The organism is Arenimonas composti TR7-09 = DSM 18010 (assembly GCF_000426365.1).
Taxonomy (GTDB): domain Bacteria; phylum Pseudomonadota; class Gammaproteobacteria; order Xanthomonadales; family Xanthomonadaceae; genus Arenimonas; species Arenimonas composti.
In genome coordinates this window covers 465,904-483,407 of the sequence record NZ_AUFF01000002.1, presented here as the reverse complement: position 1 = coordinate 483,407, position 17,504 = coordinate 465,904, and the positions used below count along the sequence as shown (strand labels likewise).

Genomic DNA, 17,504 nt, shown 5'->3' with positions numbered 1-17,504 from the left:
TGTTCCATAATCACGGCATGCGCCGCGCCCTCCCCCTCCTCGCCCTGTTCCTCGCCGCCTGCGCCGGCACCCCGCCCCGCCCCGACCTGTCCGGTTCCTGGTCGAACCGGCTGGAGCCGCACCACGCGGCGGCGGCGACGCGGGTCGCCGAGGTCTTCCTGACGGCGCCGCTGCCCGGCCACGAGATCGATTCGGTCGCCGCCTGGCGCACGCCGGATGGCGACACCTGGCTGATCGCCACCGGCAAGGAGAGCGACAGCCTGGTGGTGTACGACGGCGATGACGGCGCGTTGCTGCGCACCGTCGGCGGGCCGGGCACCGCGCCCGGGCGTTTCGACCGGCCGAACGGCATCGCGGTGTTCGCCGATCTGGTGTTCGTCGTCGAACGCGACAATCACCGCGTGCAGGTGCTGGCGCTGCCCGACTTCGCGCCGCTGGCGGTGTTCGGCGAGCGCGAACTGAAGAGCCCCTACGGCCTGTGGCTGCACGAGCTGGCGCCGGGCACGCTCGAGGTGCTGGTCACCGACAGCTTCATGGCCGACTTCCGCACCGAGACGCTGCCGCCGATGCGCCAGCTCGCCGAGCGGGTGAAGCGCTACCACGTGCGCCTCGACGGTGCGGCGCCGCAGGCGCGCCTGGTGCAGCGCTTCGGCGACACCACCGAGAAGGGGGCGCTGCGGATGGTCGAGTCGATCGCCGGCGATCCGCCGCACGACCGCCTGCTGATCGCCGAGGAAGACGTGCGGGTCGGCACCACCCTGCGCGAATACCGCATGGATGGCCGCTACAGCGGCCACGACGTGCCGCGCGACCACTTCCAGGCGCAGGCCGAGGGCGTGGCGCTGTGGGCCTGTCCCGACGGCAGCGGCTACTGGATCGCCACCGACCAGTTCGCCGACCGCACGGTGTTCCGCGTCTTCGAGCGCCGCGACCTGCGCCTGGTCGGCAGTTTCGCCGGGGACCACGCGGCGATGACCGACGGCATCTGGCTGCAGGCGGCCGGAACCCGCGCCTTCCCCGAAGGCGTGCTCTACGCCGCCCACAACGACGAGGGCGTCGCCGCCTTCGCCTGGCGCGACATCGCCGCGGCCCTCTCCCTGCCCCTCACCTGCGACTACGCCGCTGTCCCAGGCCGCTGACAGCGCGGTTCAACAACGGATCAGAGCGGATTCGCCCGGATCTGGAACGCGGAGAGCGTGTCCGCGGCGAAGACCCTGAAAGCCCCGTCCACCGCCGCCCGGTATAATCCGCGGTTTTCCGGACCCGACCTGGCCGCGTGCGCGGCCCCGCCCCCATGCCCGACCACCTGACCGAGACCCGGCGCCGCCGGACGTTCGCGATCATCTCGCACCCCGACGCCGGCAAGACCACGCTGACCGAGAAGCTGCTGCTGTTCGGCGGCGCGATCCAGATGGCCGGCTCGGTGAAGGGCCGCAAGGCCGCCCGCCACGCCACCTCGGACTGGATGGCGATGGAGAAGGAGCGCGGCATCTCGGTGACGTCGTCGGTGATGCAGTTCCCCTACGAGGGCCGCATCGTCAACCTGCTCGACACCCCCGGCCACGCCGACTTCGGCGAGGACACCTACCGCGTGCTCACCGCGGTCGACTCGGCGCTGATGGTCATCGACGTCGCCAAGGGCGTCGAGGAGCGCACGATCAAGCTGATGGAGGTCTGCCGGCTGCGCGACACGCCGATCATGACGTTCATCAACAAGCTCGACCGCGAGGGCAAGGACCCGATCGATCTGCTCGACGAGGTCGAGACCGTGCTCGGCATCCAGTGCGCGCCGATCACCTGGCCGATCGGCATGGGCCAGCGCCTGAAGGGCGTCGTGCACCTGCTGACCGGCGAAGTGCACCTGTGGGAGCCGGGCCGCAACCACACCCGCCAGGATTCGACGATCTTTCCGTCGCTGGATGCGCCGGGGATCGAGGCGCGCATCGGCGCCGAGATGCTGGCCGCGCTGCGCGACGAGCTCGAGCTGGTGCAGGGCGCCTCGCATCCGTTCTCGCTCGAGGATTACCTGGCGGGCAGGCAGACGCCGGTGTTCTTCGGCTCGGCGGTGAACAACTTCGGCGTGCAGCCGCTGCTCGACTTCTTCGTCGAACATGCGCCGTCGCCGCAGGCGCGCGCGACCACTTCGCGCACGGTGTCGCCGGAGGAGGAGACGTTCTCCGGCTTCGTGTTCAAGATCCAGGCGAACATGGACCCGCAGCACCGCGACCGCGTCGCCTTCCTGCGCGTGTGCTCGGGCCACTACGAGGCCGGCATGAAGGCCTTCCACGTGCGCAGCGGCAAGGAGCAGAAGCTCGCGAACGCGCTGACCTTCATGGCCAGCGACCGCGAGATCGTCGAGACGGCGTACCCGGGCGACGTGATCGGCCTGCACAACCACGGCACGATCTCGATCGGCGACACGTTCACCGCCGGCGAGGCGCTGTCGTTCACCGGCATCCCGAACTTCGCGCCGGAACTGTTCCGCCGCGCGCGCCTGCGCGATCCGCTGAAGCTCAAGCAGTTGCAGAAGGGCCTGGCGCAGCTCAGCGAGGAAGGCGCGACGCAGTTCTTCCGGCCGCTGATGTCGAACGACCTGATCCTCGGCGCGGTCGGCACGCTGCAGTTCGACGTCGTCGCCTACCGGCTGAAGGACGAGTACGGCGTCGACGCGAGTTTCGAACCGGTCACCGTCGCCACCGCGCGCTGGATCCGCGGCGGCACGCCGAAGAAGCTCGAGGAGTTCCGCGAGAAGGCGGCGATGAACCTCGCGGTCGACGCGGCCGGCGAGCTGGTCTACCTGGCGCCGTCGCGCGTCAACCTCCAGCTCACCATCGAACGCTGGCCGGAACTCGAATTCGCCGCCACCCGCGAACACGCCCACACCCGCCCCCCCCCTGTAGGAGCGCCTTCAGGCGCGATGCCCTTCTGTAGGAGCGCCTTCAGGCGCGATGCTGTCCTGTAAGAGCGCCTTCAGGCGCGATGCTCTCACCCCGGAATCAAAATCATCGCGGCTGAAGCCGCTCCTACCTACGGCACTCCGGGCAGACTTCCGATAGGCGGCAGGCACCCACACCGGCAAAGCTGAGCCATGCTCAGCTACCCACCCGGCCCCGGTACCTCGGCCCTGCGCCGCGGCCGCTTCTCCGAACCGCAGCGGCCCTGCTTCGTCACCTGGGTCACCACGAACCGGGAGCGGGTCTTCGCGGACTTCGAGCCCGGCTGCTGGATGGCGCGGCTTCTGGATGACGTCGCCTGCTGGCCGGGCGCGACGGTGGACGCCTGGATCCTGATGCCTGACCACGTGCACGCCCTGATTCGGCCCGACGAGCGCCCGCTGTCGGATGTGATCGGGCGGGTGAAAGGGCGAACGGCCTTCGAGTTCAACTGCCGCTTCGGCCGGAAGCGACCACTCTGGCAGCGTGGCTTCCACGACCGCGCGGCGCGCGCGCACCTGAACCTGGTCGATGCGCTGCGCTACATGCTGCAGAACCCGGTGCGGGCCGGGCTGGTGCAGGAGCTCGGCGAGTATCCGTTCTGGAACTGCCGCTGGGCGGATGCGCCCGGCTGGCTGGATTCGCTCGATCGCGGAATGCTCGGCGCTGGCCCGTAGGAGCGCCTTCAGGCGCGATGGCTTTGCCGATGGAAAGAAGAGCATCGCGGCTGAAGCCGCTCCTACAAGAGCATCGCGGCTGAAGCCGCTCCTACGAGAAGGGGGAGGGTCAGCCGGCGATGTACTGCTGGAGCTGCGCGATCTCCTGCTGCTGGTCCTCGATCACCGCCTTCACGAGGTCGCCGATCGAGACCATGCCGACGAGGCGACCGGCATCGAGCACCGGCAGGTGGCGGATGCGGCGTTCGGTCATCAGCGCCATGCAGGTCTGCGCGGTGTCGTGCAGGCCGACGGTGAGTACCGGGCTGGACATGATCAGGCTGACCGGGGTGTCGGACGAGGAGCGGCCCTGCAGGATCACCTTGCGCGCGTAGTCGCGTTCGGTGGCGATGCCGGCCAGGGCGTCGCCCTGCATCACCAGCACCGAGCCGATGTGGTGCTCGGCCATCAGGCGGACCACTTCGAGCACCGGCGCCTCCGTCGGCACCGTCACGAGCCGTCCCGGCTTTCCCGCGAGGATCTGGTTCACGTTGCGCATATCCATGCCCTCCGTCGACCTGGGTCGATCATAGTCCCGCGGGCGGGTCGCCGGGAGGGTCGGCGGCCGCCGGCACCGCGTCGGCCACGAGATACAGCGGCCGCTGCTTCGCCTCGAGATACAGCCTGCCGAGGTATTCGCCGATCACCCCGAGCGCCATCAGCTGCACGCCGCCGAGGAACAGGATCACCGTCATCGTCGACGCCCAGCCCTGCACCGGATTGCCCCAGGCCAGGGTGCGCACGATGATCGTGACGCCCCAGATGAAGGCCAGCAGCGCGGTCAGCACGCCGACATAGGTCGCCACCCGCAGCGGCACCGTCGAGAAGCTGGTGATGCCCTCGATCGCCAGGTTCCACAGCCGCCAGAAATCGAACTTGCTGCGGCCGGCGAGGCGCGCGCCGGCCTCGTAGTCGAAAGCGATCTGGCGGAAGCCGACCCAGGCGAACAGGCCCTTCATGAAACGCTGCCGCTCGCGCACGCCGCGCAGCGCATCGAGCACCGGCCGCGCGATCAGGCGGAAGTCGCCGGTGTCGCGCGGGATCGGCGTCGGCGACAGCTTCTCCATCACCCGGTAGAAGGCCGCCGAGGTGAAGCGCTTGAACCAGCCCTCGCCACGGCGAAGGCTGCGGCGGCCATAGACGACGTCGTAACCCTCGCGCCAGCGCGCGACCATCTGCGGGATCAGCTCCGGCGGCTCCTGGCCGTCGGCGTCGATCACCACCGCCGCATCGCTTTCCACCCGGTCGAGACCGGCCGTGAGCGCCAGTTCCTTGCCGAAATTGCGTGCCAGCCGCAGCAGCGACACCCGCGGATCGGCAGCGGCGAGGCCGCGCATCACCTCCCAGGTGCCGTCGCGGCTGCCGTCGTCGACGTAGAGCACCCGCCCGTCGACATCCGGCATCGCGTCGAGCGCCGCCTGCAGCCGCGGGTGCAGCAGCGGCAGCGACGCGGCTTCGTCGTAAGCGGCCACCACGATGGTGAGGGACTGGCGCGGATTCACTCTCTTCCCTTCCTGAGTTCGTAGTTCGTACGAGGTACGAGCCAGTGGAGCGTGCCCCTATCTTCCCCTACCTCGTAGCTCGTACGAACTACGAACTGCCTTCCAGATAGGCCGGCCCGCCGAGCTGCCGCACCTGCCGCTGGATCCACGCCGCCCGCCGCTGCACATAAGGCCCGGGGTTCGCGGCGCTCCAGCGCCGCGGTGCCGGCAGCACGGCCGCCAGGCGCGCGGCCTCGGCGGCGGTCAACGCGCTGGCCGGCTTGCGGAAGAAGGCCTGCGCCGCCGCCTCGGCGCCGTACACGCCGTCGCCGAATTCGGCGATGTTCACGTAGACCTCGAGGATGCGCTGCTTCGGCCACAGCAGTTCGATCAGCAGCGTGTACCAGGCCTCGATGCCCTTGCGCACATAACCGCCGCCGCTCCACAGGAACAGGTTCTTGGCGACCTGCTGGGTGATCGTGCTGGCACCGCGGATCCGTCCGCCGCGGGCATTGCCGGCGTGGGCGGCACGCATCGCGTCGAGGTCGAAGCCGTGGTGCTGCGGGAACTTCTGGTCCTCGGCGGCGACCACCGAGATCGGCAGGTGCGGCGAGATCGCCTCGAGGTCACGCCACTGCTGGCGCAGCGCGAAGCCCTCCTCGCCGGCGCGCCAGGCATCGACCTGGCGGATCAGCATGAAGCTGCTCGTCGGCGGATCGATCCAGCGCAGCGCCAGCACCTGCAGGACGCTGAACGCGGCGAGCCAGACCGGCAGCCAGAGCAGCTTCTTCCAGCGGGAGCGCTTTCTCGCTTTCAAGGCCGAGTTCGTAGTTCGTACGAGGTAGTAGGTAGTAAAGCAGAGCGGCGCCCCACTCCACTCGCTCTCCTAACTACTACCTCGTACGAACTACGAACTCGACCCATCGAAGCGGGAAACCGTCGCGCCGAACCCGGGCTTCACCCGTCCCCGCGCTAAAATGCCGCCAATGACCCCGCCCCATCCCGACGCCGACACCCTCACCCGCTTCCTGCTCGAACGCCCCGGCGTACGCGGCGTGCTCGTGCACCTGGACGCGACCTGGCACCAGATCGCCGGCCGCCGCGGCTACCCGGCCGCCGTCGCCGACCGCCTCGGCGAAACCTGCGCCGCCGCCGGGCTGTTCGCCGGCCACGTGAAGGTCGACGGCCGGCTCAGCGTGCAGCTGCGCGGCACCGGCGCCCTGCGCACGCTGTTCGCCGAATGCACCGCCGCCGGCACCCTGCGCGGCATCGCCCATTACGAGGAACCGCTGCCGGAGCCGCTGACCCCGCGCGCCTTCGGCGAGGGCTCGCTACTGGCGATCACCATCGAGAGCAATCCGCCGGGCAGCACCGACCCCACCCGTTACCAGGGGCTGGTCGGGCTGGACGCAGACAGCCTCGCCGAGGCCTTCGAGGGCTATTTCCGCCAGTCCGAACAACTGCCGACCCGGCTGCTGCTGGCCCCCGCCGGCGAGCGCGTCGCCGGCCTGCTGCTGCAGCAGCTGCCCGGCGGCCATGGCGACGCCGACGGCTGGAACCGCTGCGAGGCGCTATTCGCCACCCTCGGCGCCCGGGAGCTGGCCGACACCCCGGCCGAGACCCTGCTGTGGCGCCTTTTTCACGACGAGGGTGTCAAGGTCCTCGAGCGCCGGTCGCTGGCCTTCGCCTGCTCCTGCTCGCGGGAGCGGGTGGCGGACATGCTGCGCAGCCTCGGCGAGGAGGAGGTCCGCGCGGCCCTGGCCGGCGACCAGGTCGAGGTGCACTGCGACTTCTGCGGCCAGGGCTACCGGTTCGGGGCCGACCAGGTCGAGGCGCTGTTCCGGCAGGGCCCCACGGCCCCGGGCAGCGGGACCTTGCAGTAGGGCGCTTTACAAGCGGGCAGAAAGGGTTAAATTCCTGTAAAATCGGCCAGCCCGGAAGGGAACTTCCGGCCCGGTCCAGGTTCCAACGACGGCCCAAGAACGGAGATCCACCCGCCGCCATGTCCCCGCTGCGCAGCCTCACCGCCGCTGTTCTGGTCGCCCTCGCGGCGTCCGGCGCGCAGGTGCATGCGCAGGCGCCGGCGCCGCTGGTCATCGGCCAGCAGCAGGACGACGGCGAGACGACGGCGCTGCCGATCATCCGCAACAACCAGGTCGAAGCCTTCCTGCTGATCGAGTCCGGTCCGTCCACCGACGCGCGCTCGTCGCTCGACCGCATCATCGGCCGCCGCAACGCCGCGCCGTCGATCGGCGCCGGCGTCGCGATGCCGCTGAACGGCGGCCGCCGCGCCAGTGCCTCGCTGGCGCTGGAAACGAATCCGACGATCGGCCTGCTCTGCAACGGCAGCGCGGTCTCGCGCAGCTTCGGTGCGCTGGCCGAACACTGCCTGGTCGCGAGCCTCGGCCCGCAGAACGGCCCGCTGTCGCTGGCGCAGCCCGGCGCCCGTGCCGAAGTCGCGCTGGAAGGCGACCGCGGCGCGCTGTCGGCCACGCTCGGCCTGAACACCTTCGACGTCGGCCCGGCGCCGATACCCGGCGACGACGGCCCGAGCTTCAGCGCGCTCGGCCTCGCCCTCGCCGGTGCCCGCATCGAGCAGGAAGACATCGGCCTGCTCGGCGAGATGAAGGTCGGCGAATCCGGCTGGGTCAGCATCGGCGGCACCCTCGCCCGCGCCCGCATCGTGCCGGCCAACCAGCTGCCCGGGGGCGTGCCGCCGCAGTGGAACACCGGCACCCTGACCGTCGGTGGCGGCGTCGGCGACTTCGGCGGCGAGATCATCGGCCGCGTCGTCGAGATCCCCGGCAGCAGCGTGCGCTACAGCAACATCGGCCTGGGCCTGACCTGGCGGGCGCCGTGGCGCGCGCGCCTGAGCGTCGGCGCCGAGAACGTGATCAGCAACGGCCCGAACCCCTTCGTCCCGCGCAGCGACGACGACGGCAGCGAGAACCGCATGCCGTACATCCGCTACGAGCAGGACCTCTGACGGCGCGACCGCGCCGCTGCCGGCACGTGCCCTGCACGCCGCCGCCCGCATGATCCGGCGATGCAACGACGCGACTTCCTGCGGACGCTGACCCTGAGCCTGCTCGTGCCGGCTGCGGCCACCGCCTCGCGCCGCCAGCTGCCCGGCGAGCGCCTGTTCCTGCCCGAGGACTTCGGCGCGACCGGCGACGGCGTCGCCCGCGATGACGATGCCTTCGACGCCCTGCTCGCCGAACTGCACGCCGCCGGCGGTGGTGTGATCCGCTGCCGGCCGGACGCGATCTACGCGATGCAGCGCGACAAGCGCATCGCCACGTCCGACGTCGAGATCGACGGCCGCGGCTGCAGCTTCACCGGCGACGGCCGCTGGCTGGTCGACGGTGATCCGGGTGTCGCCGGCGGCACGCCGCGCGTGCGCAACGTCCATCTGCACGATTTCAGCCTGCGCGAGCACGGCGCCTTCCCTGCCCCGCGCGGGCCGCGGCTGGACTGGGTGGCGGCGTCGAGCCTGGTTCGGATCGGCAAATACGGCCGCACCGGCACCTATTTCAACCTGCACAACTGCCGCGACTGCCACGCCAGCGAACTCGAGGGTGTCGGCAGCCGCGGCGCGATCGGCATGCTGCTGTTCCATTGCCACGACTGCACGGTGGCCGATTCGGACTTCCGCGACGGCGACGGCGACGACGGCACCCATTCGATCGTGCTGCAGGTCAAGGGCGGCAGCGGCAACCGGATCCAGCGCGTGCGCGCGGTCGGCATCCGCGGCCGCAGCGTGCGCGGCGTCTTCTACTGCCGCGGCGACGCACCCTGGCGCGCGGCGCCCGACGCCGGCACCTATCCGTACGCGAACGGCCGTGACTGGTCGCAGGTCGATCCGGACCGCCAGACCCGCGACACCCTCTGGGAGGACTGCGAGGCGGTCGACTGCGGCAACAGCAATACGGTGCTGTGCCAGGAATCGTCGCGGATCGTGTTCCGGCGCTGCCGTTCGATCGGCGCCGGCACCTTCCGCGTGGTGTCGACCCGCGGCGGCCCGGTGGAGGACATCGTGTTCGAGGACGTGGTGTCGGAACGCGCCGGCAGCCATGCCTTCGACATCGCCGGGCACGATGCCGACGCGCCGATCCGCGGCCTCGTGGTCCGGCGCGCGCGCATCAGCGCCCCGGAAGGCGCCGGCCTGCGCCTGCGCCATGCCGAAGGCGTGGTCGAGGACGTCGAGATCGTCGAGCCCGGCGGCGACGGCGTCGTCGTCGCCGACAGCGCCCGGGCGCGCTTCGCCGGGGTCGTCATCGACCGGCCGCGGGGGCGCGTCGCGCGTGCTGCCGGCAACGGCCTGCCGGCCGGGATCAGCGAGCGCCGCTGAGCGCGCTCAGTCGAAGATCTTGCCGGGATTGAAGATGCCGGCCGGGTCGAACACCCGCTTCAGCCCACGCATCAGCTCGATTTCCGCCGGCTCGCGGCTGCAGCCCAGATAGGGCTTCTTCAGCAGGCCGACGCCGTGCTCGGCCGAGATCGTGCCGCCGAATTCGCCGAGAAGGTCGGCGAGGCGTGCGGTCACCCGCGCGCAGGCGGCCACGAAGTCCGGATGCGGCATACCGACCGGCGGCAGCACGCTGACGTGCAGGTTGCCGTCGCCGATGTGGCCGAACCAGATCACCTCGAAGTCCGGGTACTCGGCGGCGAACAGCGCGCCGGCGCGAGCGAGGAATTCCGGCACCCGCGCCACCCGCACCGCGATGTCGTTCTTGTACGGCCGCCGCGGCGCCAGGCTTTCGGTGATCGATTCGCGCAGCCGCCACAGCTCGGCCGCCTGCTCCTGCGACGACGCCAGCACGCCGTCGGCGACGAGCCCGCGCGCCAGCAGCGCCTCGAACAGGCGAAGCGCCGCCGGCTCGTCGGCATCGAACTCCGCGAGCACGTAGCAGGCCGCCGCTGCGGCGAACGGCCGGCGGCCGCCGCGCGCGAGCACGTGCTGCAGGGCCGGCTCGGTCAGGAACTCGAAGGCGCCCAGCGCCAGCGTGTCGCGCGCCGCCGCGAACACCGGCATCAGCGCCTGCAGCGCCGGCAGCGCGAACAGCGCCACCTGCTGCGGTGGCGGCGGTGGCCGCAGGCGCAGCGTCGCCTCGACGATGATCCCGAGCGTGCCCTCGGACCCGGCGAACAGGTGGCGGAAGTCGTAGCCGGTGTTGTTCTTCAGCAGGCCGCGGTTGCAGTCGAGCACGCGGCCACCGCCGGTCACGGCGCGCAGGCCGAGGACCTGGTCGCGGGTCATGCCGTGGCGCAGCACGTGGATGCCGCCGGCATTCGTGGCGATGTTGCCGCCGATGTGGCTGGAACCGCGGCTGCCGAAGTCGACCGGATAGTGCAGGCCGTGCGCGTGCGCGGCCTGCTGCACGGCCGCGGTGGTGACGCCGGCCTCGACGGTGATCGTGCCCTCGCCGGCATCGACGGCGAGGATGCGGCGCATGCGCTCGAGCGACAGCACGACCTCGCCGCGCGCCGCCAGCGCGCCACCGGACAGGCCGGTGCGGCCGCCCGAGGGCACCAGCGCGGTGCCCGTGGCTTCCGCCCAGCGCACCAGTGCCGAGACCTGGTCGACGCTGCGCGGCAATACGATCGCCGCCGGCGCGGGCGGCGCGAGATGGGCCCAGTCGTCGCCGTAGTGGCGAAGGTCGGCATCCGCGGTCGACACCCCGTCGGCGCCGACGATCGCCGCCAGCGCGTCGACGTCCACCGCGACGGGGGCGGCCTCACTCACTGTAGAACAGCACCTGGTCGCCGTGATCGGCGATGAACTCGTGGTGCACCGTGCGCTCGAGCGCCTCGGCCAGCCCCACCGGCGCGACGAAGCCGGACGATGCCGCCGCCGACGCGAACTGCGTGGTCGCGGTGAACTTGCGCACGCGGATCGCGCTGACGACGAAGTTGCGCCGGGTCACCGCCGCCACCAGGTCGAGCGCGTGCCCGGCGGCCAGGCCCATGAACAGCGGCAGGCGCAGGCCGACGCCGTCGCCGGCACCGAGCCGGCGGCGCACCGTCGACACGAGCGTGTTCATGTCGAGATCCGGCTTGTCGATGTAGTTGTACAGGTGGCGGCCGTCGGGCAGCGTCAGCGTGTGCTGCAGGAAGGCGGCGACGTTCTCGACGTAGGCCATCGACTTCACGTTGCGGCCGTCGCCGATCATCAGGAAGCGGCCGCGGGCGATCTGCGACAGCAGGTTGTAGACGTTGCCGCGGTTCTGTTCGCCGAAGATCACCGTCGGGCGGACGATCACCAGGCTGCGCTGCTCCGGCGCCTCGTCGCGCCAGGCCTCGAACACGCCCTCGGCTTCGTACTTGGTGCGGCCGTAGTCGTTGAACGGGGCGATGCGGCCGTCCTCGCCGGTGTCCGGCGGCGCGAAACCGTAGACCGCGACCGAGCTGGTGAACACGATGCGGCGGATGCCGCGCTCGGCGGCCACCGCGACGAGGTTGCGCGCGCCGCCGACGTTGACCTCGTCGTACAGGCTGCGCGGACGCACGTCGTCGCGGTGTTCGGCCGCCAGGTTCACCAGCACCTCGGCCTGTGGAATCGCCTGGCGCAGCTGTTCCGGGTCGCGCACGTCGGCGATCCGCACGCGGTCGGGAAACGCCGCGCTGGGATTCTTGTCGACGATGACGAAATCCTGTCCGGCCGCCTGCAGGCGCCGGCAGAAACGGGTGCCGACGAATCCCGAACCTCCGACCACCACGATCACGAAACCACCTCCGCCGCGGGCGCTGCCGCGATACCTGGCCGGATCCCCATGATCCGCCCCATCTCGGCATTCACCGCCTCGGCGTCGAAACGCTCGAGGGCGATGCGCCGGCTCTCGGCGCCCATGCGCTGGCGCCGCCCGGGATCCTCGCACATCGCCAGCATCGCGGCGGCGAGCGCGTCGACGTCGCGCGGCGGCACCAGGATGCCGTTGCGGCCGTCGCGGACCGTCTCGCGGCAGCCCGGCAGGTCGGTGGTGATCACCGGCAGCGCGGTCGCCATCGCCTCGAGCGCGCTGCGCGGCACGCCTTCGCGGTAGTACGACGGCAGCACGAAGACCGAGGCCTGGCGCAGGCGGTCGGGAACGTCGCGCACGGCGCCCGGCCACTCGACGACGCCGGCGTCGACGAAGCGCGCGACCTCGTCGGGCTTCAGCGCCGACGGGTTGTCGTCGATGTCGCCGAGCAGCATGAAGCGCGCGCCGGGATGGCGCTGCTTCACCCGTTCGGCGGCCTGCAGGTATTCGCGCGCGCCCTTCTCGGCGATCAGCCGGCCGACCATCACGAACACCGGGTCGGCCACCGGCGGATCGACCGGCGAGTAGTGGTCGATCTCGACGCCGGAACCGTTCACGACGTGCGCCTTGCGCGCCGGGCAGATGCCGGACTCGACCATCTCGGCGAGGTCGTCGGGATTCTGGAAGATCACCCCGCTCGCGGAGCGGAACGCCAGCGAGTACAGCATCTTCATCGCCCAGCGGGTGAAGCGCCGGCGCAGCGTCTGCCCGCCGATCGTGATGAAGGCGTAGCCGAGGCCGCCGACCAGGCAGTAGCGCTGCGGCACCCGCGCCAGCCACGCCGCGATCGTGCCCCACACCACCGGCTTGGCGTTGTTGCTCAGCACGATGTCCGGGCGCTCGCGGCGCAGGATGCCGACCATCCCGAACAGGTTGCGCACGTCGCGCACGGGGTTCATGCCGGTCGAGTCGATCTCGTAGGTCTCGCCGCGGATGCCCTTCGCGGACAGGATCGCGAGGTGCGACGGGCTCATGTTCGGCGCGTAGCAGACGACCTCGAGGCCTTCGCGGACCAGGTATTTCATCAGCGGCAGGCGCAGGCCGATCAGGTAGTCGGCATTGGTGTGGAACAGCACGAGCTTCATCATCCAGTCCTCATTGTCCTTCCGCGTCCTGCGCCGCGCCTGCGAGCAGGCGGGCGTGGATCGGAACGGCGAACCAGCGGCAGGCGAACTCCGCCAGGCGTGACGGCAGGCGTTCCACCGGCGGCTGCGGTGCGGGCAGCACCACGCCGCGGCGGGCCATGCGGTTGCCGGCGACCAGATGGCCGACCGGAAGGGGTTCCGCGCGCTGCAGGCGCTCGGCGACCTCCGCGAAATCGGCATCGAGGAAGCGGCCGATGCGGGCCAGTTCCTCGCCGGGCGCGGCGACCAGCCGCTCGTACTGCACCAGCAACCGCGGCCGGCCGAGGCGGCGGGCGTTGAGCGCGGCGCCGAGGTTGGCGACCAGCCAGCCGACGAGGGCGATCGCCCAGGCCGCCGGGCGCACGCTCTCGTCGCCGACCGCGAGGCGGCTGTTCTGGCCCTTCATGCACGACAGCACCACCGCGCGCGGATCGCGCACCAGGTGCAGCACGCGCACGTCGGCGCCGGCGTCGCGCGCGAGCGCGCTCGGCCGCCAGAAATAACGGTAGGCGGTCTTGCTCGAATCGATCAGCAGCGGCGTGCCGTGGGCCTGCGCGAGGGTGGCGAACACCTGCGCCCAGGCGCGGCCGTAGCGGTCTTCCACCGCGGCGCGGCGAGGCGCGAAGAAACCGCGGAACCAGCCCTCGCGCCGGTGGGCCGCGCGGTCGCGTGCGATCGCCTCGCCGGATTCGACCCCGGCGACCACCGGTGCCCACACCGGGCAGTCGCGCAGGCGGGCGCCGCAACTGCAGGCCTCGGCATCCTCGCCATGGCGCAGCCACAGCATGCCGGTCTCGCCGAGCGAAGTCGCACCCGCGGCGGCGCCCAGCATGATGTCGAGCAGGGTCGAGCCGCTGCGGCCGTAGCCTGCGACATAGGCGATGCGGAGGGTCACGCGGCCCCGGGCAGGTCGATCTGCGAGGGCGCACGCCAGATGTCGAGCGAGCGGCCGAGCAGGATTTCCAGGCGGGCGATGTCGTCGGCGAAGCAGGCGTCGAGACGGGCGCGCTCGGCATCCGGCAGCGGCGGCATGCCCTTGCGCACGCCGAACAGCTTCATCACCCCGGCCTTCTTCGCCAGGTTGATGATCCAGTCCATGTCGCGGCCGCGCAGGCGGTTGCCGAAGCGGGTCGCCAGCGAGCGCGCGCGCGCGAAGCGCGGACGCTCGGACGCATTGACCTGGTCGTCGACGCGGTCGCCGTCGAGCAGGCCGGTGTCGACGCCGAGGAAGCGGCAGACTTCGTCCAGCGCCGCGACGCGGTCGGCCATGACTTCCTCGAACAGCATCACCAGCACACGCTCACGCGGGAACAGCGCGAAATAGCGTTCGAGCTGCGCCGCGTAACGGCCGCGTTCCACCGCGTCCGGCTGGTCGGCGAGGAACTCGGCGAAACCGCCGCCGCGGGCGTAGCGGCCGACGTGCAGGCCGTACTGCGAATAGGCGCGCTCGGTCGGGTTGCGCAGCACCACCAGCAGCTTCGCGTCCGGGAACTCGGCGTGGATGCGGCCGGCGCAGGCGGGATCGAACAGGTATTTCGGGGTGATCTCGCCGACGGCGCGGCGGCCGGCGATCTCCTCGTCCGGGAAGAACTCGCGATACCAGGCCGGACCGCGGTCGTGGTACTCGTCGAAGTAATGCACTTCCTTGCGCCGCTGCGGCAGGTAGAGCTGCGGATGCCGGCGCAGCTGGGTGTCCAGCCAGGTGGTGCCGCAGCGCTGGGCGCCGATGCCGATGAAGTCGGGGACGTTGCGCGTGTTCGTGCTCATCTCAGGCCTCCGCCAGTTCGAGGCCGCGCGCGCGCCAGGCGGCGAGCCGCATCGCCAGCGCCGCGTCGATCGACAGGTGTTCCTCGGCGTAGCGGCGGGCCTTCGCGGCGAACGCCTGCCGCTGCGCCTCGTCCCAGCCCAGGTACTCGCCGACCGCGCGATCGAAGCCCGCCTGGTCGGTGGCGTCGACCAGGGCGCCGAGGCCTTCGTCGCCGATGAACGCATTGATGCCGGCGGCCGCCACCACCGGCTTGCCGCTGGCGATGTACTGGCGGATCTTCTGGTTCGAGCTGCCGACGACGTCGCCGCGTTCCGGCAGGTCCATCGCCACGCCGACGTCGAACGAGCGCACCCACAGCGGAACGTCGTCGTAGGGCACGTGGCCGACGATCCGGCAGCGGTCCTCGACCCCGAGTTCGCGCGCGAGCGCGCGCATCCGCTCGAGGCCCTCGCCGGCGCCGCCGACGACCACGCCGAGGATGTCCGGGAAACGTCCGCGCAGGGCCGCGACCGCCCGCACGATCCGCATGCCGCCGCGTTCCCAGGGCACGCCGCCGACGTAGCCGAAGATGTGGGCGTCGCGCGGCAGCCCGAGCCGCGCGCGCGCGGCGAAACGGTCGCCGGGCTGGAAGCTCTCGACGTTCGTCGCGTTGTCGACCACGAACACCTTGTCGGCGGGCAGGCCCGGCAGCCAGCTGAGGTTGCGGCGCACGAGCTGCGGCGTGCAGCAGTCGATCGCCAGCGCATGCTGCGCGATCGTGCCGGCGACGCGCAGGTTGAACGGCCGCAGCCGGCGCGCGACCCAGCCCTTCAGCCCGGGCTTGCGGCACAGGTAGTCGATGCTCGGGTCGCCCTGCGTCTTCATCACGATCGGCACGCCGGCGCGGCGCGCGAAGGCCGCCAGGCCGAACTGCAGCTGGCCGATGCGCATGATCACCGCCTGCGGCTTCTGCCGGCGGATCTCCCGGCGCAGCAGCCGGTACATCCGCCACTGGCTGAGCCAGCCGAGCAGCGGCGAGCCGGCGCGCTCGTAGAGCTGCACGTTCGGCAGGCCCGCGAGCACGGCAGGATCGCGCGGACGCGGCAGCAGCACCCGCGCACGGTCACCGAAGCGGCGCGCGAGGGCATGCACGAACTCGCGTTCGTTCACGCCGGGACCGTTGCCGAGGGAAATGTCGACGGGTGCTACGTAGATCAGCATGGGGGGCTTGCCATCCTCGAAACGTGGAAAGGGACCGGGGGGGAAGAGTTCCCTCTAGCGCATCGGCGCGCCCCGCAGCGGAGCGGGGGGCGGCGTGCGTCCCGACGTCGATGCGATGCGCGCGGCGAACACCCGGCCGAAACGCGCCACCAGCGCATGCAGCAGCAGCAGCGCGCCGAACACGATCAGCTGGCTGCCGATGCCGATGAAACCCGAGCGCAGCAGCTGCACGCTCATGAAGGCCAGCGAGGCCGCCGCGGCGAGCCGCCACTGCGTGCGCACGCGCGAGAACAGCCACAGTTGCGCCTTGCCGATGGCCATGCCGATCAGCAGGAAGATCGGCACCAGGCCGGCCATGCCGAAGTCGACGTAGACCGTCGACAGGTAGGTGCCGCTGAGGAAGGTGGTGCGCCGGCCGCCGGGATTGAGGATCACGTACAGCTCGTGCGCGAGCGGCACGCCGTAGTTGACGCCCGGGATCGCCGCGACGGCGTCGCGGAAATGCACCCTGCCCCAGCGCTTGGGCAGGTAGTCGTTCTCGACCAGGTCGACCGCGATCACGTCGTTCATGCCGTTGCCGAGCACGATGCGGTTGGTGATCTTGGCGCTGGCGTCGGCGATGAACTCGCGCGGCGACAGCTCCTCGAGCGAGCTGTACATCTTGTTCGAATACATGCTCAGGCCGATCGCCAGCGCGAAGCCGCCGGCGAACAGCGCCGTGACCGTGCGTGCCGACAGCGGCTGGCGCAGCGAGTACACCGCCACGACCACCATCATCACGTTCAGGAACGGACCGCGGGTGCCGTCGCCGGCGACGAACATCCAGGCCAGGAACACGCCGCCGGCGAAGGCCGCCAGGCGCAGGCGGCTGCGCCGGCGGTCGAGCCAGCGCAGCAGCAGGTAGCCCAGCATCAGCGTCCAGCCGATGCGCTGCACCGAGTTGATCAGGCCCTGGCCGCGGTACTGGGCGCCGAAGTACGCGCCCTTGGTCAGTTCGAAGCGGCGTTCGCTGACGAAGCCGGCGAGCTCGCGGCCGTCGTCGCCGCTGAACATGCCGGCGAGCGCCTGGCCGACCGGCGGCAGGCCGCCGAACAGCCAGAGGCCGGAACCGATCAGCACCAGCAGCACCGCCATCGCGCCCATCAGTTCACCGCGGCGGCTCGGCAGGTCGCCGGTGTTCACGCGCGCGAGTGCCACGGTGCGCGTGCGCGAAGTTCCCTTGTAGCCGTAAGCCAGCACGAAGCCCGCGAGCGCCGAGATGTAGGCGAGCAGCGCCGCCATCAGCGGCGTGATCTCGTCGGTCACGCCGAACTGGCCGGCGATGAAGAACGGCGGCAGCACGCGCACGAGTTCGAAGAACGCCAGGAACAGGAACGGCGTCACCACGAACTTCCAGCCGCTCTCGACCCGCCACACCACGAAGAAACTGACGAGGACGAACACGGCCAGCAGGACTTTAAGCAGGATCATCGATCACTCCGC

The 17,504-nt window shown here is 71.1% G+C and carries 15 protein-coding genes and 1 pseudogene; 6 read left to right on the top strand and 10 right to left on the bottom strand.

What is annotated here, in order from left to right; translation table 11 throughout:
• Positions 1–17 precede the first annotated feature (17 nt).
• From K311_RS15750 to K311_RS15740, 3 genes and pseudogenes are all read left to right on the top strand, one after another.
• Positions 18–1,139 (top strand): phytase, encoded by a 1,122-nt coding sequence (locus tag K311_RS15750; protein WP_051239623.1) that lies wholly within the window; start codon positions 18–20, stop codon positions 1,137–1,139.
• 155 nt (positions 1,140–1,294) lie between these two features.
• A pseudogene (locus K311_RS15745) lies at positions 1,295–2,887 on the top strand (peptide chain release factor 3); the annotation flags it as partial.
• Between the two features lie 201 nt (positions 2,888–3,088).
• On the top strand, positions 3,089–3,610 hold the full coding sequence (locus K311_RS15740; RefSeq protein ID WP_051239621.1) for an REP-associated tyrosine transposase: 522 nt from the start codon (positions 3,089–3,091) through the stop codon (positions 3,608–3,610).
• A gap of 109 nt (positions 3,611–3,719) precedes the next feature.
• Here K311_RS15740 and K311_RS0106465 read toward each other — a convergent pair whose 3' ends face one another.
• The 3 genes from K311_RS0106465 to mtgA all read right to left on the bottom strand — a co-directional run bounded on the left by K311_RS0106465 (position 3,720) and on the right by mtgA (position 5,947).
• The gene (locus K311_RS0106465) at positions 3,720–4,148 is read right to left on the bottom strand and encodes a CBS domain-containing protein (protein WP_026816637.1); all 429 of its coding nucleotides are present in this window, start codon (positions 4,146–4,148) and stop codon (positions 3,720–3,722) included.
• A 28-nt stretch (positions 4,149–4,176) separates the two neighbouring features.
• Entirely contained in the window at positions 4,177–5,151 is a 975-nt protein-coding gene (locus K311_RS15735) for a glycosyltransferase family 2 protein (RefSeq protein ID WP_081683316.1), read from the bottom strand.
• Between the two features lie 88 nt (positions 5,152–5,239).
• Positions 5,240–5,947 (bottom strand): monofunctional biosynthetic peptidoglycan transglycosylase, encoded by a 708-nt coding sequence (gene mtgA, locus K311_RS0106455; RefSeq protein ID WP_026816636.1) that lies wholly within the window; start codon positions 5,945–5,947, stop codon positions 5,240–5,242.
• 169 nt (positions 5,948–6,116) lie between these two features.
• Here mtgA and hslO point away from each other — a divergent pair, with 169 nt between their 5' ends.
• From hslO to K311_RS0106440, 3 genes are all read left to right on the top strand, one after another.
• Positions 6,117–7,013: an Hsp33 family molecular chaperone HslO gene (gene hslO / locus K311_RS0106450; protein WP_026816635.1), complete on the top strand. Its 897-nt coding sequence runs from the start codon at positions 6,117–6,119 to the stop codon at positions 7,011–7,013.
• 119 nt (positions 7,014–7,132) lie between these two features.
• Positions 7,133–8,116, top strand: a complete 984-nt coding sequence (locus K311_RS0106445) for an XOO1806 family protein (protein WP_026816634.1) — start codon at positions 7,133–7,135, stop codon at positions 8,114–8,116.
• Between the two features lie 60 nt (positions 8,117–8,176).
• Positions 8,177–9,481, top strand: a complete 1,305-nt coding sequence (locus K311_RS0106440) for a hypothetical protein (protein ID WP_026816633.1) — start codon at positions 8,177–8,179, stop codon at positions 9,479–9,481.
• Between the two features lie 6 nt (positions 9,482–9,487).
• Here the strand turns inward: K311_RS0106440 and K311_RS0106435 are convergent, their stop codons facing one another.
• The 7 genes from K311_RS0106435 to K311_RS0106405 are packed head-to-tail and all read right to left on the bottom strand — an operon-like array spanning position 9,488 to position 17,492.
• Positions 9,488–10,852, bottom strand: a complete 1,365-nt coding sequence (locus K311_RS0106435; RefSeq protein WP_051239619.1) for an FAD-binding oxidoreductase — start codon at positions 10,850–10,852, stop codon at positions 9,488–9,490.
• A gap of 16 nt (positions 10,853–10,868) precedes the next feature.
• The gene (locus tag K311_RS0106430) at positions 10,869–11,855 is read right to left on the bottom strand and encodes an NAD-dependent epimerase/dehydratase family protein (RefSeq protein WP_026816631.1); all 987 of its coding nucleotides are present in this window, start codon (positions 11,853–11,855) and stop codon (positions 10,869–10,871) included.
• Positions 11,852–13,015, bottom strand: coding sequence for a glycosyltransferase family 4 protein (locus K311_RS15730; protein WP_043798079.1), 1,164 nt, complete (start codon positions 13,013–13,015; stop codon positions 11,852–11,854). Before K311_RS15730 ends, K311_RS0106430 begins: the two co-directional genes overlap by 4 nt.
• A 10-nt stretch (positions 13,016–13,025) precedes the next feature.
• Positions 13,026–13,949: a sulfotransferase gene (locus K311_RS0106420; protein ID WP_026816630.1), complete on the bottom strand. Its 924-nt coding sequence runs from the start codon at positions 13,947–13,949 to the stop codon at positions 13,026–13,028.
• A complete protein-coding gene (locus tag K311_RS0106415; RefSeq protein WP_026816629.1) occupies positions 13,946–14,821 on the bottom strand; it encodes a sulfotransferase family protein in 876 nt (291 codons plus the stop codon). The genes K311_RS0106420 and K311_RS0106415 overlap by 4 nt, the downstream gene beginning before the upstream one ends.
• Before the next feature lies 1 nt (position 14,822).
• On the bottom strand, positions 14,823–16,022 hold the full coding sequence (locus tag K311_RS0106410; RefSeq protein WP_026816628.1) for a glycosyltransferase: 1,200 nt from the start codon (positions 16,020–16,022) through the stop codon (positions 14,823–14,825).
• 54 nt (positions 16,023–16,076) lie between these two features.
• Positions 16,077–17,492, bottom strand: coding sequence for a hypothetical protein (locus tag K311_RS0106405; protein WP_154659468.1), 1,416 nt, complete (start codon positions 17,490–17,492; stop codon positions 16,077–16,079).
• Between the last annotated feature and the right edge of the window lie 12 nt (positions 17,493–17,504).